This is a genomic window from Pseudomonas sp. TWRC1-2, assembly GCF_049896685.1.
In the GTDB taxonomy this organism is placed as follows: Bacteria; Pseudomonadota; Gammaproteobacteria; order Pseudomonadales; family Pseudomonadaceae; genus Aquipseudomonas.
On the sequence record NZ_JAFCUU010000003.1, the window covers coordinates 558,724 to 584,399 of the forward strand.

25 protein-coding genes are annotated in these 25,676 nt (G+C 62.2%); 19 read left to right on the plus strand and 6 right to left on the minus strand.

The features are described 5' to 3' along the window. Positions 1 to 54: 54 nt before the first annotated feature. The 14 genes from ACP7B3_RS11450 (at position 55) to madM (ending at position 15,667) form a co-directional block, all read left to right on the plus strand. Positions 55 to 5,871 (plus strand): Hpt domain-containing protein, encoded by a 5,817-nt coding sequence (locus tag ACP7B3_RS11450; protein WP_426178814.1) that lies wholly within the window; start codon positions 55 to 57, stop codon positions 5,869 to 5,871. Then, complete coding sequence (locus ACP7B3_RS11455; protein WP_053258465.1) at positions 5,864 to 6,319, plus strand: chemotaxis protein CheW; 456 nt, start codon at positions 5,864 to 5,866, stop codon at positions 6,317 to 6,319. Before ACP7B3_RS11450 ends, ACP7B3_RS11455 begins: the two co-directional genes overlap by 8 nt. A gap of 307 nt (positions 6,320 to 6,626) precedes the next feature. Then, positions 6,627 to 7,022 (plus strand): hypothetical protein, encoded by a 396-nt coding sequence (locus ACP7B3_RS11460; RefSeq protein ID WP_426178815.1) that lies wholly within the window; start codon positions 6,627 to 6,629, stop codon positions 7,020 to 7,022. Between the two features lie 329 nt (positions 7,023 to 7,351). Further along, positions 7,352 to 7,591, plus strand: a complete 240-nt coding sequence (locus ACP7B3_RS11465) for a DUF6124 family protein (protein WP_426178816.1) — start codon at positions 7,352 to 7,354, stop codon at positions 7,589 to 7,591. A gap of 62 nt (positions 7,592 to 7,653) precedes the next feature. Then, complete coding sequence (locus ACP7B3_RS11470; protein ID WP_426178817.1) at positions 7,654 to 8,475, plus strand: hypothetical protein; 822 nt, start codon at positions 7,654 to 7,656, stop codon at positions 8,473 to 8,475. 62 nt (positions 8,476 to 8,537) lie between these two features. Continuing rightward, positions 8,538 to 10,208, plus strand: a complete 1,671-nt coding sequence (gene mdcA / locus ACP7B3_RS11475; RefSeq protein WP_426178818.1) for a malonate decarboxylase subunit alpha — start codon at positions 8,538 to 8,540, stop codon at positions 10,206 to 10,208. Next, positions 10,209 to 11,042, plus strand: a complete 834-nt coding sequence (locus ACP7B3_RS11480) for a triphosphoribosyl-dephospho-CoA synthase (RefSeq protein WP_262206971.1) — start codon at positions 10,209 to 10,211, stop codon at positions 11,040 to 11,042. Then, the gene (locus ACP7B3_RS11485) at positions 11,042 to 11,341 is read left to right on the plus strand and encodes a malonate decarboxylase subunit delta (protein WP_056857713.1); all 300 of its coding nucleotides are present in this window, start codon (positions 11,042 to 11,044) and stop codon (positions 11,339 to 11,341) included. Before ACP7B3_RS11480 ends, ACP7B3_RS11485 begins: the two co-directional genes overlap by 1 nt. Further along, the gene (locus ACP7B3_RS11490; RefSeq protein ID WP_426178819.1) at positions 11,334 to 12,176 is read left to right on the plus strand and encodes a biotin-independent malonate decarboxylase subunit beta; all 843 of its coding nucleotides are present in this window, start codon (positions 11,334 to 11,336) and stop codon (positions 12,174 to 12,176) included. Before ACP7B3_RS11485 ends, ACP7B3_RS11490 begins: the two co-directional genes overlap by 8 nt. Beyond that, positions 12,173 to 12,943 carry a biotin-independent malonate decarboxylase subunit gamma gene (gene mdcE, locus ACP7B3_RS11495; protein WP_242199833.1) on the plus strand — a complete coding sequence of 257 codons (771 nt, stop codon included), beginning with the start codon at positions 12,173 to 12,175 and terminating at the stop codon, positions 12,941 to 12,943. The genes ACP7B3_RS11490 and mdcE overlap by 4 nt, the downstream gene beginning before the upstream one ends. Further along, entirely contained in the window at positions 12,937 to 13,533 is a 597-nt protein-coding gene (locus ACP7B3_RS11500; protein ID WP_426178820.1) for a malonate decarboxylase holo-ACP synthase, read from the plus strand. Before mdcE ends, ACP7B3_RS11500 begins: the two co-directional genes overlap by 7 nt. Then, a complete protein-coding gene (gene mdcH / locus ACP7B3_RS11505) occupies positions 13,530 to 14,429 on the plus strand; it encodes a malonate decarboxylase subunit epsilon (protein ID WP_426178821.1) in 900 nt (299 codons plus the stop codon). Before ACP7B3_RS11500 ends, mdcH begins: the two co-directional genes overlap by 4 nt. A gap of 67 nt (positions 14,430 to 14,496) precedes the next feature. Further along, on the plus strand, positions 14,497 to 14,901 hold the full coding sequence (gene madL, locus ACP7B3_RS11510; RefSeq protein WP_106575654.1) for a malonate transporter subunit MadL: 405 nt from the start codon (positions 14,497 to 14,499) through the stop codon (positions 14,899 to 14,901). A gap of 1 nt (position 14,902) precedes the next feature. Continuing rightward, positions 14,903 to 15,667, plus strand: coding sequence for a malonate transporter subunit MadM (madM, locus tag ACP7B3_RS11515; RefSeq protein ID WP_145157686.1), 765 nt, complete (start codon positions 14,903 to 14,905; stop codon positions 15,665 to 15,667). 102 nt (positions 15,668 to 15,769) lie between these two features. Here madM and ACP7B3_RS11520 read toward each other — a convergent pair whose 3' ends face one another. The 3 genes from ACP7B3_RS11520 to ACP7B3_RS11530 are packed head-to-tail and all read right to left on the minus strand — an operon-like array spanning position 15,770 to position 17,830. Next, complete coding sequence (locus ACP7B3_RS11520) at positions 15,770 to 16,684, minus strand: LysR family transcriptional regulator (protein WP_242199842.1); 915 nt, start codon at positions 16,682 to 16,684, stop codon at positions 15,770 to 15,772. A 37-nt stretch (positions 16,685 to 16,721) separates the two neighbouring features. Further along, the gene (locus ACP7B3_RS11525; RefSeq protein ID WP_145157682.1) at positions 16,722 to 17,264 is read right to left on the minus strand and encodes a chromate transporter; all 543 of its coding nucleotides are present in this window, start codon (positions 17,262 to 17,264) and stop codon (positions 16,722 to 16,724) included. Continuing rightward, on the minus strand, positions 17,264 to 17,830 hold the full coding sequence (locus tag ACP7B3_RS11530) for a chromate transporter (protein ID WP_145157680.1): 567 nt from the start codon (positions 17,828 to 17,830) through the stop codon (positions 17,264 to 17,266). The genes ACP7B3_RS11525 and ACP7B3_RS11530 overlap by 1 nt, the downstream gene beginning before the upstream one ends. A 175-nt stretch (positions 17,831 to 18,005) precedes the next feature. Between ACP7B3_RS11530 and trhA the strand changes: the two genes are divergently transcribed. Continuing rightward, positions 18,006 to 18,623, plus strand: a complete 618-nt coding sequence (gene trhA, locus ACP7B3_RS11535) for a PAQR family membrane homeostasis protein TrhA (protein WP_145157678.1) — start codon at positions 18,006 to 18,008, stop codon at positions 18,621 to 18,623. A gap of 126 nt (positions 18,624 to 18,749) precedes the next feature. Here the strand turns inward: trhA and ACP7B3_RS11540 are convergent, their stop codons facing one another. Continuing rightward, entirely contained in the window at positions 18,750 to 19,652 is a 903-nt protein-coding gene (locus ACP7B3_RS11540; RefSeq protein WP_426178822.1) for a LysR family transcriptional regulator, read from the minus strand. A 108-nt stretch (positions 19,653 to 19,760) separates the two neighbouring features. Here ACP7B3_RS11540 and ACP7B3_RS11545 point away from each other — a divergent pair, with 108 nt between their 5' ends. Both ACP7B3_RS11545 and ACP7B3_RS11550 read left to right on the plus strand, forming a co-directional pair. Continuing rightward, a complete protein-coding gene (locus ACP7B3_RS11545; protein ID WP_426178823.1) occupies positions 19,761 to 21,002 on the plus strand; it encodes a D-amino acid dehydrogenase in 1,242 nt (413 codons plus the stop codon). 28 nt (positions 21,003 to 21,030) lie between these two features. Beyond that, positions 21,031 to 21,933, plus strand: a complete 903-nt coding sequence (locus ACP7B3_RS11550) for a transporter substrate-binding domain-containing protein (protein WP_426178824.1) — start codon at positions 21,031 to 21,033, stop codon at positions 21,931 to 21,933. A 130-nt stretch (positions 21,934 to 22,063) separates the two neighbouring features. Here the strand turns inward: ACP7B3_RS11550 and ACP7B3_RS11555 are convergent, their stop codons facing one another. Next, entirely contained in the window at positions 22,064 to 22,783 is a 720-nt protein-coding gene (locus ACP7B3_RS11555; protein ID WP_369301971.1) for a 16S rRNA (uracil(1498)-N(3))-methyltransferase, read from the minus strand. Positions 22,784 to 22,815: 32 nt separating this feature from the next. Beyond that, entirely contained in the window at positions 22,816 to 24,222 is a 1,407-nt protein-coding gene (locus ACP7B3_RS11560) for an adenosylmethionine--8-amino-7-oxononanoate transaminase (RefSeq protein WP_262206954.1), read from the minus strand. A gap of 273 nt (positions 24,223 to 24,495) precedes the next feature. Between ACP7B3_RS11560 and ACP7B3_RS11565 the strand changes: the two genes are divergently transcribed. Both ACP7B3_RS11565 and ACP7B3_RS11570 read left to right on the plus strand, forming a co-directional pair. After that, positions 24,496 to 25,047 carry a cytochrome b gene (locus ACP7B3_RS11565; RefSeq protein ID WP_106575643.1) on the plus strand — a complete coding sequence of 184 codons (552 nt, stop codon included), beginning with the start codon at positions 24,496 to 24,498 and terminating at the stop codon, positions 25,045 to 25,047. A 32-nt stretch (positions 25,048 to 25,079) separates the two neighbouring features. Then, on the plus strand, positions 25,080 to 25,676 hold the full coding sequence (locus ACP7B3_RS11570; RefSeq protein ID WP_106575642.1) for a YceI family protein: 597 nt from the start codon (positions 25,080 to 25,082) through the stop codon (positions 25,674 to 25,676).

Consider the following 25,676-nt stretch of genomic DNA (forward strand, 5'->3'; position numbering starts at 1 on the left):
TGGTCTTCAGATCTTGGCAACACACGCAATTCACGAATTCTAAGCGGAGCAGTTATGGTTGATCGGCACGACTACGTGGCCCTCGAATGGGTCAAGGGCGACATTGCCGAAACCCTGAAACAGGCCCGTTCGGCGCTGGACGCGTTTGTCGAAACCCGCGACAGCGACGCCATTGCCGAGTGCCTGGCCGGTATCCACCAAGTGCATGGCGCGCTGCAGATGGTCGAGTTCTACGGCGCAGCGCTGCTGGCCGAAGAGATCGAAGCGCTGGCCCTGGCCCTGCAAGCCGAGCGCGTCAGCCAGCGCGATGAAAGCATCCGCCTGCTGCAACAGGCCCTCGGGCAACTGCCGCTGTACCTCGACCGCGTGCACAGCGCCCGCCGCGACCTGCCGCTGGTGGTGTTGCCGCTGCTCAACGACCTGCGCAGTGCGCGCGGTGAAAGCCTGCTGTCGGAGACCAGCCTGTTCAGCCCGCAGCTGTTGTCGATTGCGCCGTTGCCCGACGAGGCCTTGGCCCAACGCACACTGCCGGACCTTCACGAGCAACTGCGCCAGTGGCATCAACTGCTGCAACAGGCCCTGGTCGGTTTGCTGCGTGAGGACCACGGCCCCAGCAACCTGGAAGACATGGCGCGGGTGTTCGCGCGCCTCGAGGCGTTGTGCCAGGGCGCGCCATTGCTGCCGTTGTGGCAAGTCACCTCGGCGCTGGTCGAAGGCATGCTCACCGGCGTGATCGCCAACAGCCCGGCGCTGCGCAGCCTGCTCAAGGCCAGCGACAAGCAACTCAAGCGTCTGCTGGTCCAGGGCATCGGCGGCATTAACCAGCCCGCGCCGGATGAACTGCTAAAAAGCTTGCTGTTCTACGTGGCCAAGGTCACCCGGCCGACGCCGCGCATGCAAAGCCTCAAGGAACGCTACGGGCTGGATGAAGCCTTGCCCGACAGCGCCGTGGTCGATGCCGAGCGTGCACGTTTGGCCGGACCGGACCGCAATGCCATGGGCTCGGTGCTCGGCGCCTTGTGCGAGGAACTGGTGCGGGTCAAGGAGCGCCTCGACCTGTTCGTGCGCAGCGACCGCCAACACACCAACGACCTCGATGCCCTGCTGGCGCCACTGCGCCAGATCGCCGACACCTTGGCGGTGCTGGGCTTTGGCCAGCCGCGTAAGGTCATCATCGATCAACTGGCGGTGGTGCTGAGCCTGGTGCAGGGCCAGCGCGAACCCAATGACGCGGTGTTGATGGATGTTGCCGGCGCCTTGCTCTACGTCGAGGCCACGCTGGCGGGCATGGCCGGCACCGTCGAGCCGGAGAGCCGCGAAGAGAGCCGCCTGCCCACCACCGACCTGACCCAGATTCATCAATTGGTGATCCGCGAATCCTGCCAATGCCTGCGCCAGGCCAAAGAGCTGGTGATCGATTGCCTTGAGGCCGATTGGGACCGCCAGCGCCTGGAGTCACTGCCCGAGCTGCTCAGCCAGGTGCGCGGCGCGTTGGCGATGATTCCGCTGCCGCGTGCGGCGAGCCTGATGCGTGGTTGCACCGATTATGTCGATGAACAGTTGATGACCGGCGCTGCGCCACCGCCCGAGGCGCAGCTGGCGCATTTCGCCGACGTGGTCAGCAGCCTGGAATACTACCTGGAACGCATGCTCCAGGACCCCGACGCCGCCGGCGAACGCGTGCTGGAGCTGGCCACCCAAGGCCTGGCTGCACTCGGCTATCTGCCGGTCGAAAAGCCTTGGCGCCAGGCGCTGGCCGCGCCGGATGGCGCCCTGTCGACAGAGATCGCGCCGAGCCAGTCCCAATTCGATGCGTTGGCCAACCCCACGTCACGCCTGAATCCGCCTGCCCTGCACCGTCCGGGCAGCCTCTTGCCGCCGCCCGTTGGCGAAGAACCTGTCGACGATGAACTGCGTGAAGTCTTCCTCGAAGAAACCGATGAAGTCCTCGACGTGTTGCACCGCTACTTGCCCAACAGCGCCGACAAAACCGCCCAAAGCGAGATGCGGCGTGCCTTCCACACGCTCAAAGGCAGCGGCCGGATGGTCCGCGCCCTGGTACTGGCCGAGCTGGCCTGGGCGGTGGAAAACCTGCTTAACCGGGTGCTCGAACGCAGCGTGGCGCTCGACGCTGATGTGCAACAGGTGCTGGATGAGGCCGTGGCCCTGCTGCCGGAGTTGATCGCCGACTTTGCGGCCGACGACCAACGCCAGCGCGATGAAGTCGACGCCCTGGCGGCCCGTGCCCACGCCTTGGCCAGCGGCACTCAACCGGCCGCAGAGCCCCATGACCCGATGTTGCTGGAGATCTTTCGCAACGAAGCCCAGAGCCACCTGGAGAGCCTCAACCACTTTCTGCAACAGGCCGCCGAGCATATGCCGCTGCAAGTCAGCGATGAACTGCAACGTGCCCTGCACACCCTCAAGGGCAGCGCCTACATGGCCGGCGTGTTGCCGATGGCCGAACTGGCGCGACCGCTTGATCACCTGACCCGCGAATACAAGGCTCACCGCCTGCCGCTGGACCTGGATGAAGTGGAGCTGTTGCTGGAAGCCGAAGCCCTGTTCCAGCGCGGGTTGCGTCAGCTGGACAGTGATCCGCTGGTGCCGATCAGGGGCGCGGCAGAGTTGATCAGCCGCACGCAAAGCCTGCTCGACCAGCAGCTGCAAGCCTTGCTCGACGCGCCCAACACCGGGCTGCGCATCAAGCGCGACGCGCAGCTGATCAGCAACTTCCTGGCCCAGGGCATGGACATCCTGCTGGATGCCGAAAGTCTGCTGCGCCGCTGGCAGCAACACCCCGGCGAACGCCAGGAACTGACTGCGCTGCTGGACGAGTTGACCACCTTGGGCGAGGGCGCGCACATCGCCGACCTGCACGCCATCGACGAACTCTGCGAAGCCTTGCTCGACCTCTATGGCGCTGTGGAAGAGAGCAGCCTGGCGGTCAGCGAACGGTTTTTCCATGAGGCCGAACAGGCCCATGAAGCGCTGATCAACATGCTCGACCAACTGGCGGCCGGCCAGGAAATCAGCCCGGCGCCGGCGCGGGTAGACGCCCTGCGCGAGCTGCTGGATGAAGCCCTCGACCCGTCCGCCACCGGCCTGATCAAAAGCGACGGCGGGCGCGCCCCTAGCATTTCCGAACTGGGCGCCGCCACGGCCCGGTTGGGCCAGGACACGGCGATGGATGACGAGATCGTCGAGATTTTCCTGGAAGAGGCAGTCGACATCCTCGACAGCGCCGGGCAGTCGCTGAAACGCTGGCTGCTGGAACCGGACAGCGCGGCGCCGTTGTCGTCGTTGCAGCGGGACCTGCACACCCTCAAGGGCGGCGCGCGCATGGCCGAAATCGGCCCGATTGGCGACCTCGCCCATGAGCTGGAATGCCTGTACGAAGGCCTGGTGGACCGCCGCTACAGTTACTCGACCGAACTGTCCCAAGTATTGATGGCCAGCCATGAGCGGCTGGCCTTGCAGCTCGATCAATTGCAAGACCACCAACCCCTGAGCGACTCCAGTGACTTGATCGCCCAGTTGCGCGCGTTGCGCCAGAACAACGCGCCCGCCAACACGCCCACAGAACCTGAAACCGCAGCGGCTGATCCCGAGTTGCTGGATATCTTCCTCGAAGAAGCCGCCGATATTCTCGACAGTTCAAGCAGCGCGTTGCTGCGCTGGCAGGCCGAGCCGAGCAATCGCCAGGAGGTGGAAACCTTGCTGCGCGACTTGCACACCCTCAAGGGCGGCGCGCGCATGGTCGAAATCGGGCCGATTGGCGATTTGGCCCATGAGCTGGAGTTTCTCTACGAAGGCCTGTCTGCCGGTTTGCTTGCGCCGTCGCCGGAACTGTTCGCCTTGCTGCAAGGCTGCCATGACCGCCTGGCGCAGATGATCGACGCGGTGGCGGGCGGTTTGCCGGTGGGGTCGGTGGATAAACTCATCAAGCGCATCAGGAGCCTGGTGCACCCCGGTGACGAGCCGCTGGCGCCCGTAGCCTTGCCGGCCGGCAAGGCCGAAGCGGCGGTGGACCCCGGCGCCGACATGGTGAAAATTTCCGCCGACTTGCTTGATGATCTGGTCAACCTGGCCGGTGAAACCTCGATCTTCCGTGGCCGTATCGAGCAGCAGGTCAACGACGCGCGTATCGCGCTCAACGAAGTCGAAACCACCATCGAGCGTATGCGTGACCAACTGCGCCGCCTCGACACCGAAACCCAGGGCCGCATTCTCAGTCGTCAGCAGGCCGAGGCCGAGCGCCTGGGCTATGAAGAATTCGACCCGCTGGAAATGGACCGGCATTCGCAGCTGCAGCAGTTGTCGCGCGCACTGTCCGAATCGGCCTCCGACCTGCTGGACCTCAAGGAAACCCTCGACCGTCGCAACGGGGATGCACACAACCTGTTGCAGCAACAGGCACGCATCAACACCGAGCTGCAGGAAGGCCTGATGCGCACGCGCATGGTGCCGTTTGAACGCATGCTGCCGCGCCTCAAACGCATCGTGCGCCAGGTGGCGGAAGAGTTGGGCAAGGACGTTGAATTCGTGGTCGGCAATGCCGAAGGCGAGATGGACCGCAACGTGCTGGAGCGCATGGTGGCGCCGCTGGAACATATGCTGCGCAATGCCGTCGACCATGGCCTGGAGTCCCGCGAGGCGCGCGTGTTGGCCGGTAAACCCGAGAAGGGCCGTATCAGCCTGGACCTGACCCACGAAGGCGGCGACATCGTCTTCGACATGCGCGACGACGGTGCCGGTGTGCCCCTGGACGCGGTGCGGCGCAAGGCGATCAAGCGCGGCCTGCTCGCGCCTGATCAAGACATGAGCGACCGCGACGTGTTGCAGTTCATCCTGCAGCCGGGCTTTTCCACCGCCGAAAAAATCACCCAGATTTCCGGGCGCGGCGTGGGCATGGACGTGGTGCACGAGGAAGTGCGCCAGCTCGGTGGCTCGATGTTCATCGACTCGACGCCGGGCGCGGGCGTGCACTTTCGCATTCGCCTGCCGTTTACCGTGTCGGTCAATCGCGCGCTGATGGTGCAATGCGCGGACGACCAATATGCGATCCCGCTCAACACCATTGAAGGCCTGGTGCGCGTGTTGCCCCACGAGCTGGCCGGGCACTATCAGCAAGATCCGCCGCGTTACGAATACGCCGGCCAGCGTTATGAATTGTTCTATTTGGGCGACCTGCTGCACACCGTCGCCCGGCCCAGACTGCTCGGCCAATACCAGCCCGTGCCGGTGCTGCTGGTGCAATGCAACGAGCGGCGCGTGGCGGTGCACGTGGACGCCATGGCCGGTACGCGCGAGATCGTGGTCAAGGGCCTGGGGCCACAGTTTGCCGGCGTGCAGGGTTTGTCCGGGGCGACCATTCTGGGTGATGGTCGCGTGGTGCTGATTATCGACTTGCTGGCGCACATCCGCGCCCGTCAACCGGCGTTGCCGGCCCAGTCGGTGGACGCGCCGCTGATCCTCAACGACCCGTTGAAAAAGCGCCCGCTGCTGGTGCTGGTGGTGGACGACTCGGTCACCGTGCGCAAAGTCACCAGCCGCCTGCTGGAGCGCAACGGCATGAACGTGCTCACCGCCAAAGACGGCATCGACGCCATCGCGTTGCTCGAAGAACACACCCCGGACCTGATGCTGCTCGACATCGAAATGCCGCGCATGGACGGCTTCGAAGTGGCGATCCAGGTGCGCAACGACCCCCGGCTGATGCGCCTGCCGATCATCATGATCACCTCGCGCACCGGCCAAAAACACCGCGACCGCGCCATGGCCATCGGCGTCAACGACTACCTCGGCAAGCCGTACCAAGAGTCGGTGCTGCTGGAAAGCATCGCCTACTGGAGCAAGTCCCATGCTTGACCACCGCACCAGCCAACTCACCGGCCTGCTGCTGCCCCTGGCCGACCGCCATCTGGTGCTGCCCAACGTCGCCATCGCCGAACTGATCGACTTCCAGCGCGGCGAACCGGCCAGCGACGCACCGCCGTGGTACCTGCGGCAAGTCACATGGCGCGACCGGCAGTTGCCGTTGATCAGCTTTGAAGCCGTGTGCGGCGAGGCCAGCGTGACCGGCGAGCGCTCGCGGATTGTGGTGCTGAACGCGCTGGGCGGGCGGCCGACGTTGAAGTTTATTGCGATGGTGATTCAGGGCATTCCGCGTTCGTACAAGCTGGATAGCCAGTTGAGTTACGTGGACGTGCCGCTGTGCCCGCTGGAGCTGGCAGCGGTGCAAGTGGGGGAACATGTGGCGAAGGTGCCCGACCTTATGGGGCTTGAAGCCTTGTTGGTCGAATCCGGCCTGGCCTGACCATAAGCCTTGTGAAGATCCAATGTGGGAGCTGGCTTGCCTGCGATGGCGGCCTGTCAGTCACTGCATCAACAACTGACCCACCGCTATCGCAGGCAAGCCAGCTCCCACACTGAATTGTGCTCGGCCCAAGATGATGATCGTACCTTTTCGCCATTTTGATCTGCTCATGATGCGGATTGACCGCTCACATGTCGGAATGGGATGGAGTTGCTGTAGGCGAGTTCTGCATTTGGATTAGCGGGTTTTCAGGTTTGAGTGGAGTGGCTAGTTTCTGCACTCCATCACTGCCAGCAAGGATCCGAAAATGGCCGTACCGTTTCTGCGTAATTGCCTGCTTGTGGTCTGCCTTATCTATATCGGCGTCAGTTGGATCATATCTCCCGGAACACCGGATCTGGATCAAGTGGTGTTGAAACATTCCTTGGGTAACGGCACCTCGATCTATGGTGCGCGAGACGGGCAGGGCGGTGCGACCGTGGGATTTTCCTACAGGTACTACGTCCATGAAGACTTGGGGAGTGATCAGGAAATACTCACCACATTAGTGTCTGCACGTCCCTTTCTAAAAACCAAAGAGCCCGATGTTCAAGTAAGTGATGAAGGCGGCGCGCTGCATCTGATCATTCAGGGAGAGGTGTATGAGTACCACAGCTATGCGCTGGAGGGCCTTGGAACGGTCAAGGTGATGATGGCTTTGTGATGGGCCAGTCTTCGGATTTTTCCTGCAAGATTTCGGGCTGTGCGTGAACTTGTTGTGGGTAGCCATGGCGGCTAGTCTTCGTCCCGTCATCGAAAAAACGGTGACACGGACGTGCAAGTCCGGTTACATGTCGGCGCACCAACGCCCATAGCCATTCAACGGGCGTTTTTTATGCCTGCTGTATTTGTTATGGCGGCTGTGCGCGGGAGATTCCTTGGAGTCTGCCGGGGTCCGATATGCCCGGTCTTGCACACCTGCGCACGGCTGCCACCCTATTTCGCGTGCAAGCGGATGAGGGCAGCCTCCATCACATATCGGAGCTGTAAATCATGGCTAAACCTACCCCGAATCCGCCTCTCTTCACCGTAAGCCCCCACCAGAACACTGAAACCCTGCTGGTCAACGCCAGCGAAACTTTGTCCTCGCTAAACGCCATGACCTGCAATCTGGCCTTCAACCTGGACACCTCCCAGCGCGCAATCATGCTCGGCATTCAGCAAATGGCAGCGCTCGGGCAGCTATTAGTGGATCGAGCCCTAGAACAAATTTCCCCTTCTTCAGCGGCTTAAAACTGGATCGTTCCCAGAAAGGGACCTGTCGGTCCCTTTCTGGGACTTATTGACCGTCGTCCATGGTGACCGGTATCGGTAAAGCTTCACGTTATGCGGCCGATAATCGAGAACTACTTTTAGGACGGAGTAAAGCCAGCGTGAGGGAGCTTTGGGTTGGAATTATGCGTAACTTTGCGTTTCTCTACGATGCGATTGTAGGGATTCTGTTTCTGTGGTTTTTGGCGGTGGTTTTAACGGCGTTAGTAGTCAGAGTAGGGGGCAAAGGGCGTGGAGCGTTATGGGGAGCTGGAATTTCCCTTCTGGGAGCCGTAGTTATTTTGTTACGTCTTGAGTTGGTGGGAGGGGCTGTAGGCGTAAAAGAGGTGCTGAGCAACTTCATAATAATGAGCTTGGGCGGGTTAGGGTCAGGACTCCTTGCCGTTGCGTTAATGGAGGATACGAACGAGACGGAAGCGTTGAGGTTCAAAGCCGGGCTATTCTGTGTTCTCGATTACGCCTTTGTATGGATGGGATTGTCCTCTCTATCGATGCTGTTCTTTTTCCTTCTCTCGAAACTATCTGGCCAATTCGTTGCAACCGATTATGTACTCGAGGTGATGTTCGTCATTTTCTGCGGAGCCTTCTTGAGTGTTGTTGTCCTTGAGCGGCGCGACAAATTTGGACGTTTGGAAGAGTGGGTAGGGTTGGTCCTTTTTATCTTTTTATTGGCTCTTTCCCTTATTTACGAAGAAACGCTCGCTTGCGTATGGACTCAGGCAGGAGGTTGGATCCTAGCTGTGAATGGCCTACTGACTCTAGCGGTGGGTGGTATCTGGTGGCACTACCGAAAACTAAACTCTGAAACTGTTACTCCAACCGTAACGATCCGCCACTCGGCTTGATTGATACCCCCCACGTTCACTCCTAAGGTACAGCCCACGACAGCAAACCCCGTGGAGCGACCATGACAACAACCATCACCCCCGACTCGCGCTGGACGCGGCGGCGCGACGAGAAGCAGCGGCGCCTCGGGCTGGTCAAAAAATACGCAGACCGGGCGGTGTTGCCCAGTGACAGAATCGTCGAGGCCCTGGAAGCGCTGATCCTCCCTGGCGACCGCGTGGTGCTGGAAGGCAACAACCAGAAGCAGGCCGACTTCCTCTCGCGCTCCCTGGCCAAGGCCGACCCGGCCAAACTCCACGATTTGCACATGATCATGCCCAGTGTCGGCCGTTCCGAGCACTTGGACCTGTTTGAAAAGGGCATCGCCCGCAAGCTCGATTTCTCTTTCGCCGGCACCCAATCCCTGCGCATCAGCCAGCTGTTGGAAGACGGCCTGCTGGAAATCGGCGCGATCCACACCTACATCGAACTCTACGCGCGGCTGGTGGTGGACCTGATCCCCAACGTCGTGCTCTCGGCCGGTTTCATGGCCGACCGCGCCGGTAACATTTACACCGGCGCCAGCACCGAAGACACCCCGGCGCTGATCGAGCCTGCCGCGTTCAGCGATGGCATCGTCATCGTGCAGGTCAACCAGTTGGTGGATGACGTCACCGATTTGCCCCGCGTCGATATTCCCGCGAGCTGGGTGGATTTTGTGGTGGTGGCCGACAAGCCGTTCTACATCGAGCCGCTGTTCACCCGCGACCCGCGCCATATCAAGCCGGTGCATGTGCTGATGGCGATGATGGCGATCCGTGGCATCTATGAAAAACACAATGTGCAGTCGCTCAACCACGGCATTGGGTTCAACACCGCCGCCATCGAATTGATCCTGCCGACTTACGGCGAATCCCTCGGCCTTAAAGGCAAAATCTGCCGCAACTGGACCCTCAACCCGCACCCAACCTTGATCCCTGCCATCGAAAGCGGCTGGGTGGAGAGCGTGCATTGCTTCGGCACCGAACTGGGCATGGAAAACTACATCGCCGCGCGGCCTGATGTGTTCTTCACCGGCCGCGACGGCTCGATGCGCTCCAACCGGATGTTCTGCCAGCTCGCCGGCCAGTACGCCGTGGACCTGTTTATCGGCGCCACCCTGCAAGTGGATGGCGACGGGCATTCCTCCACCGTGACCCGTGGCCGGCTCGCCGGTTTTGGCGGCGCGCCGAACATGGGCCACGACCCGCGCGGCCGTCGGCATGGCACCCCGGCCTGGCTGGACATGCGCCACGATGACGCGCCGCAAGCCCTGCTCGAACGCGGCAAAAAACTCGTGGTGCAGATGGTCGAAACCTTCCAGGAAGGCGGCAAACCCACTTTCGTCGAGACCCTCGACGCCGTCGAAGTGGCGCGCAAAAGCGGCATGCCGCTGGCGCCGATCATGATCTACGGCGACGACGTCACCCACCTGCTCACCGAAGAAGGCATCGCCTACCTGTACAAGGCGCGCTCGCTGGAAGAGCGCCAAGCGATGATCGCCGCCGTCGCTGGCGTCACCGCCATCGGCCTGCGCCACAACCCCAAGGACACCGCGCGCATGCGCCGCGAAGGCTTGATCGCCTTGCCCGAAGACCTCGGCATTCGCCGCACCGACGCCACCCGCGAGCTGTTGGCCGCCAAGAGCGTGGCCGACCTGGTGGAGTGGTCCGGTGGCTTGTACAACCCGCCCGCCAAATTCAGGAGCTGGTAAATGCGCGCGCTCAAACTGCATGAACTGAGTCTGGCTGATCGCCTGGCAGACATGGCCGTCGACGCGCTGATCGATGAGGCGGACCTGTCGCCCAAACCGGCCCTGGTGGACCGCCGCGGTAACGGTGCCCATAGCGATTTGCACCTGGGCCTGATGCACGCTTCGGCGCTGTCGCTGTGGCCGATGTTCAAGGAGATGGCGGAAGCCGCGCTTGAATTCGGTGAAGTCGGTTTGCCCTTGCGCGAAGCCCTCGGGCAGATTGGCCGCGAAGGCGAGCAAGCGATGCTCACCACCACCAACGGCGTGAACACCCATCGCGGCGCGATCTGGGCGCTCGGTTTGCTCACTGCTGCTGCGGCGCTGGAGCCACGCAGCGTCACGCTGACGGCGGCCAAGTTGGCACTGCTCAACGACCGCTACGCCCCGCAGCCGCTGAGCCACGGCGCCCAGGTTGCTCAACGCTACGGCGCGCGCGGCGCCCGTGAAGAAGCACAACTGGGCTTCCCGTCCGTGACGCAACGTGGCCTGCCGCAACTGCACAAAAGCCGCCAGCAAAACGCGGGTGAGCAGAACGCACGCCTGGATGCCTTGCTCGCGATCATGACTGACCTGGCCGACACCTGCGTGCTCTACCGCGCCGGCACCGAAGGCCTGCACGCCATGCAACGCGGCGCCCAAGCGGTGCTGGACGCAGGCGGTAGCGCGACCCTCGCCGGTCGCCGCCAATTGCACGAACTCGACGACCAATTGCTCGCCCTGAATGCCTCCCCCGGCGGCGCCGCTGACCTGTTGGCCGCCTGCCTGTTTATCGACCGCCTCGACGGAGCGTTTTGATGGAAACCTTATCCTTTGAATTCCCCGCCGGGCAGCCGCCCAAAGGCCGTGCGCTGGTGGGTTGCGTCGGCTCCGGCGACCTGGAAGTGCTGCTGGAACCGGGCACGCCCGGCACGCTGACCATTCAGGTGCAGACCTCGGTGAATGGCGCCGAACAGCGCTGGCAGCATCTGTTCGAGCGGATCTTTCAGGAACACACGCCGCCGGCGTTGAAAATCGATATCCACGACTTCGGCGCCACGCCCGGCGTGGTGCGTTTGCGCCTGGAGCAAGGCTTCGAGGAGATCGGCCATGACTGACTTGCTCAACAAACACAGCTTCGTTGAATTGGGAGCACGGCAGCGGGCCAAGGCCTTGCTCGACGCCGACACTTATCGTGAATTGATTGACCCCTTCCAACGCGTGATGTCGCCCTGGCTCAGCCGCCAAGGCGTGGTGCCCCAGGCTGATGACGGCGTGGTGATCGCCAAAGGCAGCATCGCCGGAAGGCCGGTGGTGGTGGCGGCTATCGAAGGCAACTTCCAGGGCGGCAGCCTCGGTGAGGTCGGCGGTGCAAAAATTGCCGGTGCGCTGGAATTGGCGGCTGAAGACAACCGCAAGGGCATCCCGACCGGCGCTGTGCTGTTGCTGGAAACCGGCGGCGTGCGCTTGCAGGAAGCCAACCTCGGCCTGGCGGCGATTGCCGATATCCACGCGGCGATTGTCGACCTGCGCCAGTACCAGCCGGTGATTGGCGTGGTGGCGGGCAGTGTCGGTTGCTTTGGCGGCATGTCCATCGCCGCTGGGCTGTGCAGTTACCTTGTGGTCACTCGCGAAGCACGCCTGGGCCTGAATGGCCCGCAAGTGATCGAGCAGGAGGCAGGCCTGGAAGAATACGACTCCCGCGACCGCCCGTTTATCTGGAGCCTCACCGGCGGCGAGCAGCGCTTCAACAGCGGCCTGGCTGACCGTTACGTGGCGGACGATGTGGCGCAGATCCAACAGACGGTTAACGCGCTGTTGCAACAAGGTATGCCCGAACACCCGCGCAGCCGTCAGGTCGATTTCTACCTGAGGCGCCTGACCGAGCTGGACGCCACGCCGCAAATCGACGCGGCGACGGTGCGCGACCTGTACCAAGGAGATCGCTCATGAGAGGCCTGCAGTGGTTCAACGCATTGAGTGCCGGCGCCACACCTGTGGACGGTTTGCCGGCCTCGCTGAAAGTCGCCGACGGCGTATTGGGTGAGCAAGCCGTGCGCTTCATCGCCGTGGTCACCGACGCGCACAACCGTTTCCCGCGTGCGCGCAATGGCGAAGTCGGCCTGCTCGAAGGCTGGGGCCTGGCCAAAGCCGTGGACGATGCCATCGCCCGTGGCGACAAGCGCCCGATCATCGCCATCGTCGATGTGCCCAGCCAAGCCTATGGCCGTCGCGAAGAAGCCCTCGGCATCCATCAAGCCCTGGCCGCCGCCGCCGACAGCTACGCCCGCGCTCGGTTGGCCGGGCACCCGGTGATTGCGCTGCTGGTGGGCAAGGCCATGTCCGGCGCGTTCCTCGCCCACGGCTACCAGGCCAACCGCCTGATTGCTCTGCGCGATCCCGGCGTGATGGTGCATGCGATGGGCAAGTCGTCGGCGGCGCGGGTGACCCTGCGCAGTGTCGAAGAGCTGGAAGCCCTGGCCGCCAGCGTGCCGCCGATGGCCTACGACATCGACAGTTATGCCAGCCTTGGTTTGCTCTGGGAGACGCTGTCGGTCAGCCAGATTGAACACCCCACGGCGGACGATGTGGTGCGCGTCAGTGATTGCCTGCTGCACGCCATCGACGATGTCGCGGGCCCCGATTTAAAAGGACGCCTGGGCGCCACCAACCGTGCTGCTTCCAGCCACGTACGCCAACTGCTGCGGGAGCAATGGTGAACGCTCACGATTTGCTCTGGGGCATGGCCCCGGCGCATCTGCCCGCCGACGCGCCGGCTTGGGTGTTGGAGGCTATCAACGCCGGTCATCCGGTGGTGGTGCGTCGCGCCATCGCCGAGCCGGGCCGGGTGGCCGTCGGCGTACGCGGGCGTTTGCGTGAGCAGCGGTTTGCGGCCGTGATGCCTGTCGCGGCGGTGCAACGGCGAGTAGTGCCCGAGGCGCTGCGCGCTGTGACCTCACCACGGGATTTACCGGCGTTGCGCGCGCTCGATCTATTGCGGCCAGTGTTGGCGCAGGAGACGTGGGGCGTCACGGGCAGCGCGGGTTTTGAGTTGGCCAGTGGAGTTGAGGCACTGCATGCGCAGAGCGATCTGGATTTGATCCTGCGCACGCCCCAGCGTTTGGAGCGCGGTGATGCCGAGGACCTGCTCGCGATATTGGACACGGCGCCGTGTGCCGTGGACCTGCAACTGCAAACCCCGTTTGGCGCCGTCGCCTTGCGCGAGTGGGCGGGAGGCTCGCGCCGAGTACTGCTGAAAACCGTCAGCGGCGCGCACTTGGTGGTTGACCCGTGGCAGGCGGTGGCATGAGCAGCCTTCTGGTGTTTCCGGGGCAGGGCGCCCAGCGTACGGGCATGCTCCGCGCGCTGGCGGCCGACGTTCTGGATGAAGCCAGTGATGCCTTGGGTGAAGACGTTCGCCTGCTCGATTCGGCGCAAGCCTTGGCGAGTACGCGTGCTGTTCAACTGTGCCTGCTGATTGTCGGCGTGGCCCATGCCCGTCAGCTGCAACACACGCCGGATTACGTGGCGGGCCTGTCCATCGGCGCCTACCCGGCGGCAGTTATCGCGGGCGCCCTGGCGTTTGCCGACGCGGTAAAACTGGTCAGCTTGCGCGGCGAGCTGATGCAAAACGCTTATCCACAAGGCTTTGGGATGACCGCGCTGATCGGCCCTGAGTTATCCACAGTCGAAAACATACTGAGCGACATCCACAGCCCGCAAACGCCGGTGTATTTGGCCAACATCAACGCCGATAACCAAACCGTGATTGCTGGCAGCGATGCGGCGATGAAGCTCGTCGCAGCGCGCATCAAGGGCAATGGCATCGCCAAGCGCCTGGCGGTCAGCGTGCCGTCGCATTGCGCGCTGCTGGAGGCGCCTGCCCAGGCGCTGGCGCAAGCATTCGTCACGCTCAAGGCGCCGCGCATTACCTACCTGAGCAGCACCCGCGCGCGGCCGATTCACAACCCCGAGCAACTGCGCGACGACCTGGCCTTCAACATGTGCCGCATCGTCGATTGGCGCGGCACCGTGCAAAGCGCCTACGAGCGTGGTGTGCGCCTGCAAATCGAACTGCCGCCGGGCGCGGTGCTTACTGGCCTGTCACGCCGCGTGTTTGAGCAGGGCACGGTGATCGCCTGCGAAGGCGCGCGCCTGGACACCCTGCAGGCGCTGCTGCAAGAGGAGGAATGCCGCCACCGATAAAGCTGCACCCAAGGCTTTCGAAGCACAAAAACAACAATTTCGATGAAGCACTTTGAGGACAACAACGATGATTATTTATGGTGTGGCCTTGCTGGCGATCTGCATGTTGGCGGGAGTGATCCTCGGCGACATGCTCGGTGTGTTGCTGGGCGTCAAATCCAATGTGGGCGGCGTCGGGATCGCCATGATCCTGTTGATCTGCGCGCGCTTGTGGATGCAAAAACACGGTGGCATGACCAAAGACTGCGAAATGGGCGTGGGCTTTTGGGGCGCCATGTACATTCCGGTGGTGGTGGCGATGGCCGCACAACAAAACGTGGTGACCGCGCTGCACGGCGGCCCGGTCGCTGTGCTGGCCGCCATCGGTTCGGTGGTGGTCTGCGGTTGCACCATTGCCCTGATCAGCCGCACGCACAAGGGTGAACCCTTGCCCGCCGAAGAGCCGCTGATCGCTGCTGCGGGAGGTCGCTGATATGTGGCCTCTGATTGAAAAAGGTTTGGAAAATAACAGCCTGGTCACCGCGTTTGCCTTCGTCGGTGTGGTGATGTGGGTTTCCGTGGTGCTGTCCAAGCGTCTGACGTTCGGGCGCATTCATGGCTCGGCGATTGCCATCGTGATCGGGCTGGTGTTGGCCTGGGTCGGCGGCACACTCACCGGCGGGCAAAAAGGCCTGGCGGACATGGCGCTGTTCTCCGGCATCGGCTTGATGGGCGGCGCGATGCTGCGCGATTTCGCCATTGTTGCCACCGCGTTTGAAGTGCAGGCCACCGAGGCGCGCAAAGCCGGGCTGATCGGTGTGATTGCGTTGCTGCTGGGCACCATCCTGCCGTTTATCGTCGGCGCGAGCATGGCCTGGGCGTTTGGGTATCGCGATGCGATCAGCATGACCACCATCGGCGCGGGCGCCGTGACTTACATCGTTGGCCCTGTGACCGGTGCGGCGATTGGCGCGACCTCGGATGTGATGGCGCTGTCGATTGCGACAGGGTTGATCAAGGCGATTCTGGTGATGGTCGGCACGCCCGTGGCGGCGCGCTGGATGGGCCTGGATAACCCGCGCTCGGCGATGGTGTTTGGTGGGCTGGCCGGCACGGTGAGTGGGGTGACGGCGGGGCTGGCGGCGACAGATCGGCGGCTGGTGCCGTATGGGGCGTTGACTGCCACTTTCCATACCGGGCTTGGGTGTTTGCTTGGGCCGTCGTTGCTGTACTTCATCGTGCGCGGTTTAGTCGGCTAATTGCTGTTGGTTTTGAGGGCCTCATCGCGGGCAAGCCCGCTCCCACATTTTGATGTGTGAATACAGTCAACTGTGGGAGCTGGCTTGCCTGCGATGGCGGTCTCAAGGCTGCCGATTGGCATACATCCGACACTCTGCCAGCAACGCCAGCAAATTCGGGTCGCGCTCCTTGGCCTTTAAAAACACCACGCCAATGTGCTGCTGCAACCGATACCTGGGTTGCAGCGGTATCAGCTTCACGCGGTTCTCATACACCGCCGCAATCCGCCCCGGCAGCAGCGCATAACCCACGCCCGAACTGACCATGCTCAACAGCGTGAAGATGTCATTGACCTGCATCGCCACCTTCGGCTCAAACCCCGCCTGGTTGAACACCCGGTTGCCGTCCTGGTGCGTGGCGAAGCCTTGGGTGAGGGTGATGAAGGTCGCGTCGCGCACGTCTGCCAGGTCGATTTCCTGCTCGCGGTCCAAGGGTGAATCGGCCGGGGTGGCGAGGAAGATGTCGTCGGTGAACAGCGCGATCTGTTCGCAGTCCGGGTCGTTGGCACGTTCGTCGAGGGAGATCAGGATCGCGTCCACTTCCATGTTCTTGAGCTTGTAGAGCAGGTCGAAGTTGGAGCCCAGGATCAGGTCGATATTGAGTTCGCTGCGCCTGATTTTCAGGCCCATGATCAGCTGCGGTACGGTTTTGACCGTCAGCGAATACAGCGAGCCGAGCTTGAAGCGCTCAGCCGAGAAACCCGCGGCTTCGCGGGTCAGGCGCACGCTGTCGACCACGTCGGCCACCAGCTTTTGCGCGCGCTCTTCCAGCACGTACGCGCTTTCCAGCGGGGTGAGGTTGCGCCCTTCGTGTTTGAACAGCGGGCAGCGCAGCGCGTTTTCCAGCGAGTGGATGGCGCGGTGCACGCTGACGTTGCTGGTTTGCAACTCGGCGGCGGCGCGGGCCAGGTTGCCGGTGCGCATGAACGCCAGGAAGATCTCGAGCTTCTTGAGGGTGAATTCTTCGTCGATCAGCATGGCCGTGGCTCTTAGTCGAATGCGGTCGATTGTGCCTCTAAAAGCAGTTCACTCCCAGCCATGCACTGCCCAGGCCCAGCAGCACGCCGCCGATGATCAGCCAGATCGCGTTGAGCCGCGTGTAATACACCACGGCGGCGCTGGCCAGGGTCAGCACCAGGCTGGTCGCGTTGTTTTCCAGGCTGTTCATCAGGATGTAGGTTGAGGCGAGAATCAGGCCGATGGAGATCGGCAGCAGGCTGCGTTTAACCCGTTGCACCCACGGCGTTCGGGTGTGCCGTTCCAGCCAGCCGGCGCCCAGGTAAGCCAGTACCGAACAGGGCACCAGCTTGGCCAATAACGCCACCAGCGCGCCAGGCAAGCCCGCCGCCTGTTGGCCGATAAACACCAGAAACATGCCGTTGGGCCCAGGCAGCGCCTGGGACAAGGCGAAGAAGGCGACAAATTGCGCGTCGGTGATCCAGTGCATATCGACCACGGTGTAGCGATGGATATCGCCGATGGCCACCGTGTTGCCGCCAATCGCCATCAGCGACCACAGTGCGCATTGGATCATCAGGTGCAACAGCACGGTTTGCATCAGCCGGCCACCTTGTTCGAACCGATAAAGCTCAAGGCCAGGGAGCTGGGAATGCAGATCAGCAAGACCATCCACAGCGGCAACACAAAGACGGCCATCAATACGAAGGTCAACACGAAGGCGCTGTAGTTGGCGAGCGTGCGGGGCATGGCCTTGAGCAGGCGCAGCGTGGTGCCGAGCATCAAACCCGTGGCAATCGGCATCACCGCGCCGAAGATCTGCTGCACCACGTCGTGGCTCCACCACTTGGCATAGGCAAATCCGGCGAGCACGGTGATCAACGAGGGGAACAGGTACAGCCCGCACACGGTCACAACCGCACCGGGCAAGCCATGCAGGCGCCGGCCGTAGATGATGCCGACGTTGGCGATATTGGGGCCGGGGAAGAACTGGCCGGTGGTCAGCAGCTCATTGAAACTTTGCTCGCTGACCCAGCGGCGACGGTCGACCATCATCTGCCGCGCCCAGGGCATCACGCCGCCAAAGCCGAACAGGCCGACCATGGCAAAGTTGTAAAACAGCTGCCATAGGCTGGGGTGAGGCGTGGCGGGTTCTAGCTCGGGCATGGCAATTACCGATAGGACGCTTTTACGTGGGAGCCGGCTTGCCTGCTCCCACAGGATGAAGCGAATCATCTATGGACGTGTGTATTTGGGCAAATGAAGAAAGGGTGTTACCTGATATCGGTAGGGTGGCGTCAGAATGCTCAAGGTGGGAACGGTTATTCGAGGTGAGTGACACATGTATCACGGGGAACGATTTAACGCCTGGAGCCATTTGGTCGGAGCTGTAGCAGCTTTTGTTGGCGCAGTGTGGATGTTGGTGGTGGCAAGCCTGGACGGCAGCCCCTGGAAGATCGTCAGCGTGGCGATTTATGGTTTTACGCTGCTGGTGCTGTACAGCGCGTCCACCGTGTACCACAGCGTGCGCGGGCGACGAAAAGAGATCATGCAGAAGGTCGACCACTTTTCGATCTACCTGTTGATCGCCGGCAGCTACACGCCGTTTTGCCTGGTAACGCTGCGCGGGCCGTGGGGTTGGACACTGTTTGGAATCGTGTGGGGGCTGGCGGTGATCGGCATCCTGCAAGAGATCAAGCCGCGCTCCGAGGCGCGCATTCTGTCGATTGTGATTTACGCGGTGATGGGCTGGATCGTGCTGGTGGCGGTCAAGCCGCTGCTTGCTACGCTGGGCACTGCCGGGTTTGTATGGCTGGCCTCGGGCGGGGTGTTGTACACCGTCGGGATTATCTTTTTTGCCCTGGAAGATCGCCTGCGCCACTCCCATGGGATCTGGCACTTGTTCGTGATCGGCGGCAGCCTGCTGCACTTTGTGGCGATCATGCATTACGTGCTTTAAAAGGCGATGCGGTCAAAAACTGTGGGAGCGGGCTTGCTCGCGAAGGCGGGTTGTCAGTGACACATGAGCTGACTGACCCACCGCCTTCGCGAGCAAGCCCGCTCCCACATTGGTTGTGTGTTGCTCTCACAAGCGTTCCAGCAGTTCACACGCGCGCTTGCCGAAAATCTGCAGCAGGTTCGCCAGCATATGCGGCGGCGGTTCATCGGCGCGGGTCAGCGCGTACAGGGTGATCGGCAGCGGCGGGGTGAGCGTGCGGATGCAGGTGGTGGCCGTCGATGCGCCGAGGGCGGTGAAGGGATCGATCACGGTCAGGCCGGCGCCGGACTCCACCATGGCCCGGGCCAGGGAATAGGTTTGGACAGAAATGGTCACTCGTGGCGGCGGGTCGACATTTTCCAGGTAGCTGTCGAGCTTTGCCGCCAAGGGGTCGGCACTGGACAGGCCAATCAACGGCGCACCCGCCAGGTCAGCCAGTGGCAACGGTTTGCTCAGTTCGGCCTCAGGCCAGTAACCCTTGGAAGCCAGCGCCACCAGCCCCCCATTGGCCAACACTTGTGTGGTCAAACCCGGATGGCCGGAGAAGTTAAGCGTCAGCGCCAGGTCGATCTCACGCATCAACAGCTTCTGCACCAGCTCCCGGCTATGGTCGCTGGACAGCTCGCAGGCGATGTCCGGGTAGGCGCGCTTCCACTCCAGAATCGAAGGCGGTAGCAATGACAATGCCAGGGCAGGGATCGCACCGATGCGCACACTCTGGCCCGGCTCGCGGCGCAAGCTCTTGGCCAGCCGCCGCACACCTTGCAGGCTCTCGGTGACCTTCTCGACTTCGCTTTCCAGCGCCAGGGCTTCCGGGGTGGGCTGCAGTTTGCCGCGCACGCGCAGAAACAGCGGGAAGCCCAGTTGCAGCTCGGCATGCTGCAATACTTTGGTCACCGCCGGTTGCGAGACATGCAGCAACTGCGCGGCGGCACTGACGGAGCCTGTCTGGCGGATGGCCTGGAAGATTTCGATATGACGCAAGCGCATGGCACGTCCATAACCTTTGTTTATAGGTGAGCCATCTTTATTCATTGTCGGTGGCCTGTCACCTGCCCCTAGGCTTGAGGCCTGTCAATTCAATTGCGGGTGAGGGGAATGGCCAAGCGGGTTTGCATCATCGGCGGCGGTGTCATCGGTCTGGCGAGTGCATACGCTTTGGTGCGCGCAGGCCATGAAGTCACGGTGATCGACGCGCGCGACAGCCTGGGCAGCGAAACCAGTTTTGCCAACGGCGGGCAACTGTCTTACCGCTATGTCGCGCCGCTGGCCGACGCCGGCGTGCCCCTGCAAGCGCTGGGCTGGCTGCTGCGTGGGGACTCGCCGTTGACCCTGCGCCCGCGTCTCGATCCCCGACAATGGCGCTGGATGGCGTCCTTCCTGGGCGCCTGCCGGGGATCGGTGAACAAGCGTAACGCCGCTCACCTGCTGCGCCTGGCGTCTTTGAGCCAGGCCACCTTGCAGCAATGGCGCGAGGATGATCGCCTGGACGGCTTCGACTGGCGGCGCAACGGCAAGCTGGTGACCTTTCGCAGGACCGGCACCTTTGAGCTTGCGCGCAGCAAGGTCACCGATTTTCTGCAACAGCAGGTGCTGTCGGCCGCCGATTGCGCGCGCCTGGAGCCGGCGTTGGTGGGGGACGGTTTTGTCGGCGGTATTTACACGCCAAATGAAGAGGTCGCAGATTGCCATGCCTTCTGCCAACGACTGGCCGCGCGGCTTGAGGCCTCCGGGCGCTGTTCCTTTTTGCTTGGCCGCAAGGTTACGGGGCTACGTCACGGCGACGGTGCGGTGCAGGCCATCGATTTAGGCGATGAAACGATGCCGGTGGACCAGCTTGTAATCGCTGCCGGGCATCGCAGCGCCGAGTTAGCGTTGCCGGGCCTGGCCCTTGCGCTGTATCCGCTCAAAGGCTACAGCCTGAGCGTGCCGATTGGCGCGCAGCACCAGGCGCCGAATGTGAGCATCACCGACTACGACCGCAAGATCGTCTACGCGCGGATCGGCGAGCAGCTGCGTGTGGCCGCGATGGTCGACATTGTCGGCTTTGACGCCCGCCTTGAGCCCAAGCGCCTGGCGCTGATCAAACGCCACGCGTTGGAGACGTTTCCCCATGGCGGCGATTACGCCCACGCCGTCGAATGGGCCGGTATGCGCCCGGCCACGCCGACGGGTGTGCCGCTGATTGGCGCGAGTGCTTATCGCAATCTGTGGCTGAACCTGGGCCACGGTGCGCTCGGCTTTACCTTGGCCTGTGGCAGCGGCCAACTGCTGGCCGAGCTGATCGGCCAGCTTGCGCCTTCCATTGATATGCAGGGCCTGGCGCCCCGCGCGGCTTGATTCGTCACACCACCAACGGAGGATAACAATGAAAAAAATCCTGTTGACCGGCTGCACCCTGGGGCTTTTGTTGGGCGCTCAGGTTCAAGCGACTGAAGCACCTCTGGACGGCACCTTGGGCAAGATCGCCAGCGCCAAGTCCATCACGCTGGGTTATCGCGATGCGTCTGTGCCGTTTTCCTACGTAGGTGACCACAGCGGCCAGCCCATGGGTTATTCAGTGGAGTTGGCGAGCAAGATCGTCGAGCGCATCCAGCAGAAAACCGGCGTGCCCAACCTTGGCGTGAAGTACACCCTGGTGACGTCCCAGACCCGCATCCCGCTGGTGCAGAACGGCACTGTGGACCTGGAATGCGGCTCCACCGGGGTGACCGCCGAGCGCCAGAAACAGGTGGCGTTTTCGTACGGGTTTATTTACGTGAAGGGCCAGTTGCTGACCGCCAAGGACAGCGGCATCAACGGGTTTGACGACCTCAAGGGCAGGAACGTGGTGACCACCGCCGGCACCACCAATGAGCGGTACCTCAAGCACTACAACGCCGAACACAAAAGCAACCTGTCGGTGATCAGTGCCAAGGACCACGGCGAAGCCTTCAAGATGCTCGAGACCGGCCGCGCGGCGGCGTTCTACATGGACGATGCGCTGCTCTACGGCGAGCGCGCCAAGGCCCGCGATCCGCACCGCTGGGTGGTGGTGGGCAAGGAGCAGTCGCGGGAGATCTACAGCTGCATGGTGCGCAAGGACGACCCGCAGTTTCTGGCGGTGGTCAACGAGACGCTGGCTGACCTTTACCGCTCCGGGGAAATCAACGGGATTTACCAGCGCTGGTTTGAACAGCCGATCCCGCCCAAGGGCTTGAACCTGGAGTTCCCGATGACGGCTGAGTTGAAGGCGATTATTGCCAGGCCGGTCAGTGACCCGGTGGACTGACAACCCAATCCAAAATGTGGGAGCGGGCTTGCTCGCGAATGCGGTGGATCAGTCAGCCTATTTATCAACTGACACACTGCCTTCGCGAGCAAGCCCGCTCCCACATTGGGTTTGGGTTTGCACAGCGGGGTTAGAAGTCGCCCCACAGTTGCTGGGCGACGGCCAGCGCAACCACTGGCGCCGTCTCAGTGCGCAGCACGCGCGGGCCGAGGCGGGCGGCTTGGAAGCCGGCGCTTTGGGCGGTGTCGACTTCGTTATCGGTCAAGCCACCTTCAGGCCCGATCAAAAACGCCAGGCTGGCAGGCTTGGCATGGCTGATCATCGGCGCGGCCACCGGGTGCAGCACCAGCTTCAACTCCGCCTCGGCCTGCTTCAACCAGTCGGCCAGCAGCAGCGGCGGATGTATCACCGGCACCGTCGAACGCCCGCATTGCTCGCATGCGCTGATCGCCACCTGGCGCCAGTGCAGCAGGCGTTTGTCGGCGCGCTCGTCCTTGAGGCGCACTTCGCAGCGGTCGCTGAAAATCGGCGTGATTTCATTCACGCCCAGCTCCGTGGCTTTCTGAATCGCCCAGTCCATACGCTCGCCCCGGGACAGGCCCTGGCCGAGGTGAATGTGCAGCGGCGATTCGCTCTGGCCTGCGAAGCTTTGCGTGAGCTGCACGCTGACGCGTTTTTTACCGACCTCCAGCAACGTGCCCAAAAACTCCTGGCCGGAGCCGTCGAACAGTTGCACGGCATCGCCTTCGCCCATGCGCAATACACGGCTGATGTAGTGGGCCTGGGCTTCGGGCAGTTCGTGCTCGCCGAGGCTCAGCGGGGTGTCGGTGAAAAAGCGGGACAGTCTCATTTCTGTTCTCTGGAAAATTTAAGTAGGTGCTATCAGCCCGGATCACGGAAGCCTGGGTGGAAGTCTTTTGGCACCGCAACGCTGACTTTATCGTTGGTGGCGATATCGATGCCTTCACTGGCCACTTGCGCCAAAAAGTCGATCTGCTCCGGCGTGATCACATACGGCGGCAGGAAATACACCACGCTGCCCAATGGCCGCAACAGCGCGCCGCGCTCCAGGGCATGTTCGAAGACTTTCAGGCCACGGCGTTCCTGCCACGGGTACGCGGTCTTGGTGGCTTTGTCCTGGACCATCTCGATGGCCAGCACCATGCCGGTCTGGCGCACTTCGGACACGTGCGGGTGGTCCGCCAGGTGCGCGGTGGCGGTGGCCATGCGCTGGGCCAGCGCCTTGTTGTTTTCGATGACGTTGTCTTCTTCGAAAATATCCAGGGTCGCCAGGGCCGCCGCGCAGGCCAGCGGGTTGCCGGTGTAGCTGTGGGAGTGCAGGAAGGCGCGCAGGGTCGGGTAGTCGTCGTAGAAGGCGTCGTAGACGTCGTCGGTGGTGACCACGGCGGCCAACGGCAGGTAGCCGCCGGTGAGGGCCTTGGACAGGCACAGGAAGTCCGGACGGATGCCGGCCTGCTCACAGGCGAACATCGTGCCGGTACGGCCGAAGCCCACGGCGATTTCGTCGTGGATCAGGTGCACGCCGTAGCGGTCGCAGGCCTCGCGCAGCAGCTTGAGGTACACCGGATGGTACATGCGCATGCCGCCGGCGCCCTGGATCAGCGGTTCGACGATCACGGCGGCCACGCTGGCGTGGTTTTCGGCGAGGGTCTGTTCCATGGCCAGGAACATGTTCCGGGAATGTTCTTCCCAGCTCATGCCTTCGGGGCGCAGGTAGCAGTCCGGGCTCGGCACCTTGATGGTGTCCAGCAGCAAGGCCTTGTAGGTCTCGGTAAACAACGGCACATCGCCCACCGACATCGCGGCGATGGTTTCGCCGTGGTAGCTGTTGGTGAGGGTCACGAAGCGCTTTTTGTTCGGCAGGCCGCGGTTGAGCCAGTAGTGAAAGCTCATCTTCAGCGCGACTTCGATGCACGACGAACCGTTATCGGCATAGAAGCAGCGTGTCAGGCCTTCGGGCGTCATTTTGACCAGGCGCTCGGACAGCTCGATCACCGGCTGGTGGCTGAACCCGGCGAGGATCACGTGTTCCAGTTGGTCGACCTGATCCTTGATGCGCTGGTTGATGCGCGGGTTGGCGTGCCCGAATACGTTGACCCACCAGGAACTGACCGCATCGAGGTAGCGCTTGCCTTCGAAGTCCTCCAGCCACACGCCTTCACCGCGCTTGATCGGGATCAGCGGCAGTTGCTGGTGGTCTTTCATTTGGGTGCAGGGATGCCAGAGCACCGCGAGGTCGCGTTGCATCCACTGGTTATTCAAGCCCATCGGTTATCTCCTCGAAGCGGTCCTGCGGCCGGCGCAGGCGTAACAATCGCGCAAGCCTATGCAATGCCAGGCGGTGTCACAACCCATTACGGATGAATTGGCAGTAAACGCGGGACGGTCTGTCACGTTTCTCAGGAATAGTCCTTAATCCATTGTTAACGTACTGTGCATAACCTCTTGATCGTATTTCTCGATATTTCAAAGCGAAATTTTCCGCTTTAATTCGATAGGTAAATCGCTAGTCTTGGGCACAGTTCTTACGGGATTTGGGACATGCAGCTACGTAATTCACCGGCCCGCTATGGTTGGGTCAGCATGGTTTTGCACTGGGGCGTGGCCCTGGTGGTGTTTGGTTTGTTCGCGCTGGGCCTGTGGATGGTCGGTCTCGACTACTACAGCGCCTGGCGCAAAGACGCGCCCGACCTGCACAAGAGCATCGGCATCACGCTGTTCGCCATCATGCTCGTGCGTATCGTCTGGCGTTTGGTCAGCCCGCCACCGCCGCCGCTGGCCAGCTACAGTCGTTTGACCCGTTTGGGTGCTGCGTTTGGCCATGCGTTCCTGTATCTCGGGCTGTTTGCCGTGATGATTGCCGGTTACCTGATTTCCACCGCAGACGGTGTCGGTATCCCGGTGTTTGGCCTGTTTGAGATTCCTGCCGTGGTTTCCGGGCTACCGGACCAGGCAGACACCGCCGGTGTGGTGCACTTGTACCTTGCCTGGGTGTTGGTGGTCTTTGCCGGTTTGCACGGCGTGGCTGCATTGAAACACCACTTTATCGATCGTGATGCGACCCTCCTGCGAATGCTGGGGCGCAAAGCCTGATGTTCAACCTCGACTCACAAGGAATAGAAAGCATGTTGAAAAAGACACTCGCCGCTCTGGCAATCGGTTCTGCTCTGCTGTCCGCCGGTTCAGCGATGGCCGCTGACTACGTGATCGACAAAGAGGGCCAGCACGCCTTCGTCGACTTCAAGATCAGCCACTTGGGCTACAGCTACATCACCGGTACCTTCAAGGACCTGGACGGCAAGTTCAGCTTCGACGCTGCCAAGCCTGAAGATGCCAAGATCGAAGTGAACGTGCGCACCGCCAGCGTGTTCACCAACCACGCCGAACGTGACAAGCACATCGCCAGCAAAGACTTCCTGGACGTTGCCAAGTTTGCCGACGCCAAGTTCGTGTCCACCAAGGTCACGCCAACCGGCAAGAATGCTGATGGCAAAGTCACTGCTGACGTAGCCGGCGACCTGACCCTGCTGGGCGTGACCAAGCCAGTAGTGGTCAAGGCCACGTTCCTGGGTGAAGGCAAGGATCCATGGGGCGGCTACCGTGCCGGCTTCGAAGGCACCACCACCATCAATCGCCAGGACTTCGGCAAGCAGATGGACCTGGGCCCAGCGTCCAACTCGGTTGAGTTGTACGTGACGTTTGAAGGTGTGAAAGCGAAGTAA

Bases quoted from the DNA above. Each gene is read 5' to 3' on its own strand.
- ACP7B3_RS11450 (WP_426178814.1), top strand. From the start codon at position 55: ATGGTTGATCGGCACGACTACGTGGCCCTCGAATGGGTCAAGGGCGAC.
- ACP7B3_RS11455 (WP_053258465.1), top strand. From the start codon at position 5,864: ATGCTTGACCACCGCACCAGCCAACTCACCGGCCTGCTGCTGCCCCTG.
- ACP7B3_RS11460 (WP_426178815.1), top strand. From the start codon at position 6,627: ATGGCCGTACCGTTTCTGCGTAATTGCCTGCTTGTGGTCTGCCTTATC.
- ACP7B3_RS11465 (WP_426178816.1), top strand. From the start codon at position 7,352: ATGGCTAAACCTACCCCGAATCCGCCTCTCTTCACCGTAAGCCCCCAC.
- ACP7B3_RS11470 (WP_426178817.1), top strand. From the start codon at position 7,654: ATGGTGACCGGTATCGGTAAAGCTTCACGTTATGCGGCCGATAATCGA.
- mdcA (WP_426178818.1), top strand. From the start codon at position 8,538: ATGACAACAACCATCACCCCCGACTCGCGCTGGACGCGGCGGCGCGAC.
- ACP7B3_RS11480 (WP_262206971.1), top strand. From the start codon at position 10,209: ATGCGCGCGCTCAAACTGCATGAACTGAGTCTGGCTGATCGCCTGGCA.
- ACP7B3_RS11485 (WP_056857713.1), top strand. From the start codon at position 11,042: ATGGAAACCTTATCCTTTGAATTCCCCGCCGGGCAGCCGCCCAAAGGC.
- ACP7B3_RS11490 (WP_426178819.1), top strand. From the start codon at position 11,334: ATGACTGACTTGCTCAACAAACACAGCTTCGTTGAATTGGGAGCACGG.
- mdcE (WP_242199833.1), top strand. From the start codon at position 12,173: ATGAGAGGCCTGCAGTGGTTCAACGCATTGAGTGCCGGCGCCACACCT.
- ACP7B3_RS11500 (WP_426178820.1), top strand. From the start codon at position 12,937: ATGGTGAACGCTCACGATTTGCTCTGGGGCATGGCCCCGGCGCATCTG.
- mdcH (WP_426178821.1), top strand. From the start codon at position 13,530: ATGAGCAGCCTTCTGGTGTTTCCGGGGCAGGGCGCCCAGCGTACGGGC.
- madL (WP_106575654.1), top strand. From the start codon at position 14,497: ATGATTATTTATGGTGTGGCCTTGCTGGCGATCTGCATGTTGGCGGGA.
- madM (WP_145157686.1), top strand. From the start codon at position 14,903: ATGTGGCCTCTGATTGAAAAAGGTTTGGAAAATAACAGCCTGGTCACC.
- ACP7B3_RS11520 (WP_242199842.1), bottom strand. From the start codon at position 16,684: ATGCTGATCGACGAAGAATTCACCCTCAAGAAGCTCGAGATCTTCCTG.
- ACP7B3_RS11525 (WP_145157682.1), bottom strand. From the start codon at position 17,264: ATGCAAACCGTGCTGTTGCACCTGATGATCCAATGCGCACTGTGGTCG.
- ACP7B3_RS11530 (WP_145157680.1), bottom strand. From the start codon at position 17,830: ATGCCCGAGCTAGAACCCGCCACGCCTCACCCCAGCCTATGGCAGCTG.
- trhA (WP_145157678.1), top strand. From the start codon at position 18,006: ATGTATCACGGGGAACGATTTAACGCCTGGAGCCATTTGGTCGGAGCT.
- ACP7B3_RS11540 (WP_426178822.1), bottom strand. From the start codon at position 19,652: ATGCGCTTGCGTCATATCGAAATCTTCCAGGCCATCCGCCAGACAGGC.
- ACP7B3_RS11545 (WP_426178823.1), top strand. From the start codon at position 19,761: ATGGCCAAGCGGGTTTGCATCATCGGCGGCGGTGTCATCGGTCTGGCG.
- ACP7B3_RS11550 (WP_426178824.1), top strand. From the start codon at position 21,031: ATGAAAAAAATCCTGTTGACCGGCTGCACCCTGGGGCTTTTGTTGGGC.
- ACP7B3_RS11555 (WP_369301971.1), bottom strand. From the start codon at position 22,783: ATGAGACTGTCCCGCTTTTTCACCGACACCCCGCTGAGCCTCGGCGAG.
- ACP7B3_RS11560 (WP_262206954.1), bottom strand. From the start codon at position 24,222: ATGGGCTTGAATAACCAGTGGATGCAACGCGACCTCGCGGTGCTCTGG.
- ACP7B3_RS11565 (WP_106575643.1), top strand. From the start codon at position 24,496: ATGCAGCTACGTAATTCACCGGCCCGCTATGGTTGGGTCAGCATGGTT.
- ACP7B3_RS11570 (WP_106575642.1), top strand. From the start codon at position 25,080: ATGTTGAAAAAGACACTCGCCGCTCTGGCAATCGGTTCTGCTCTGCTG.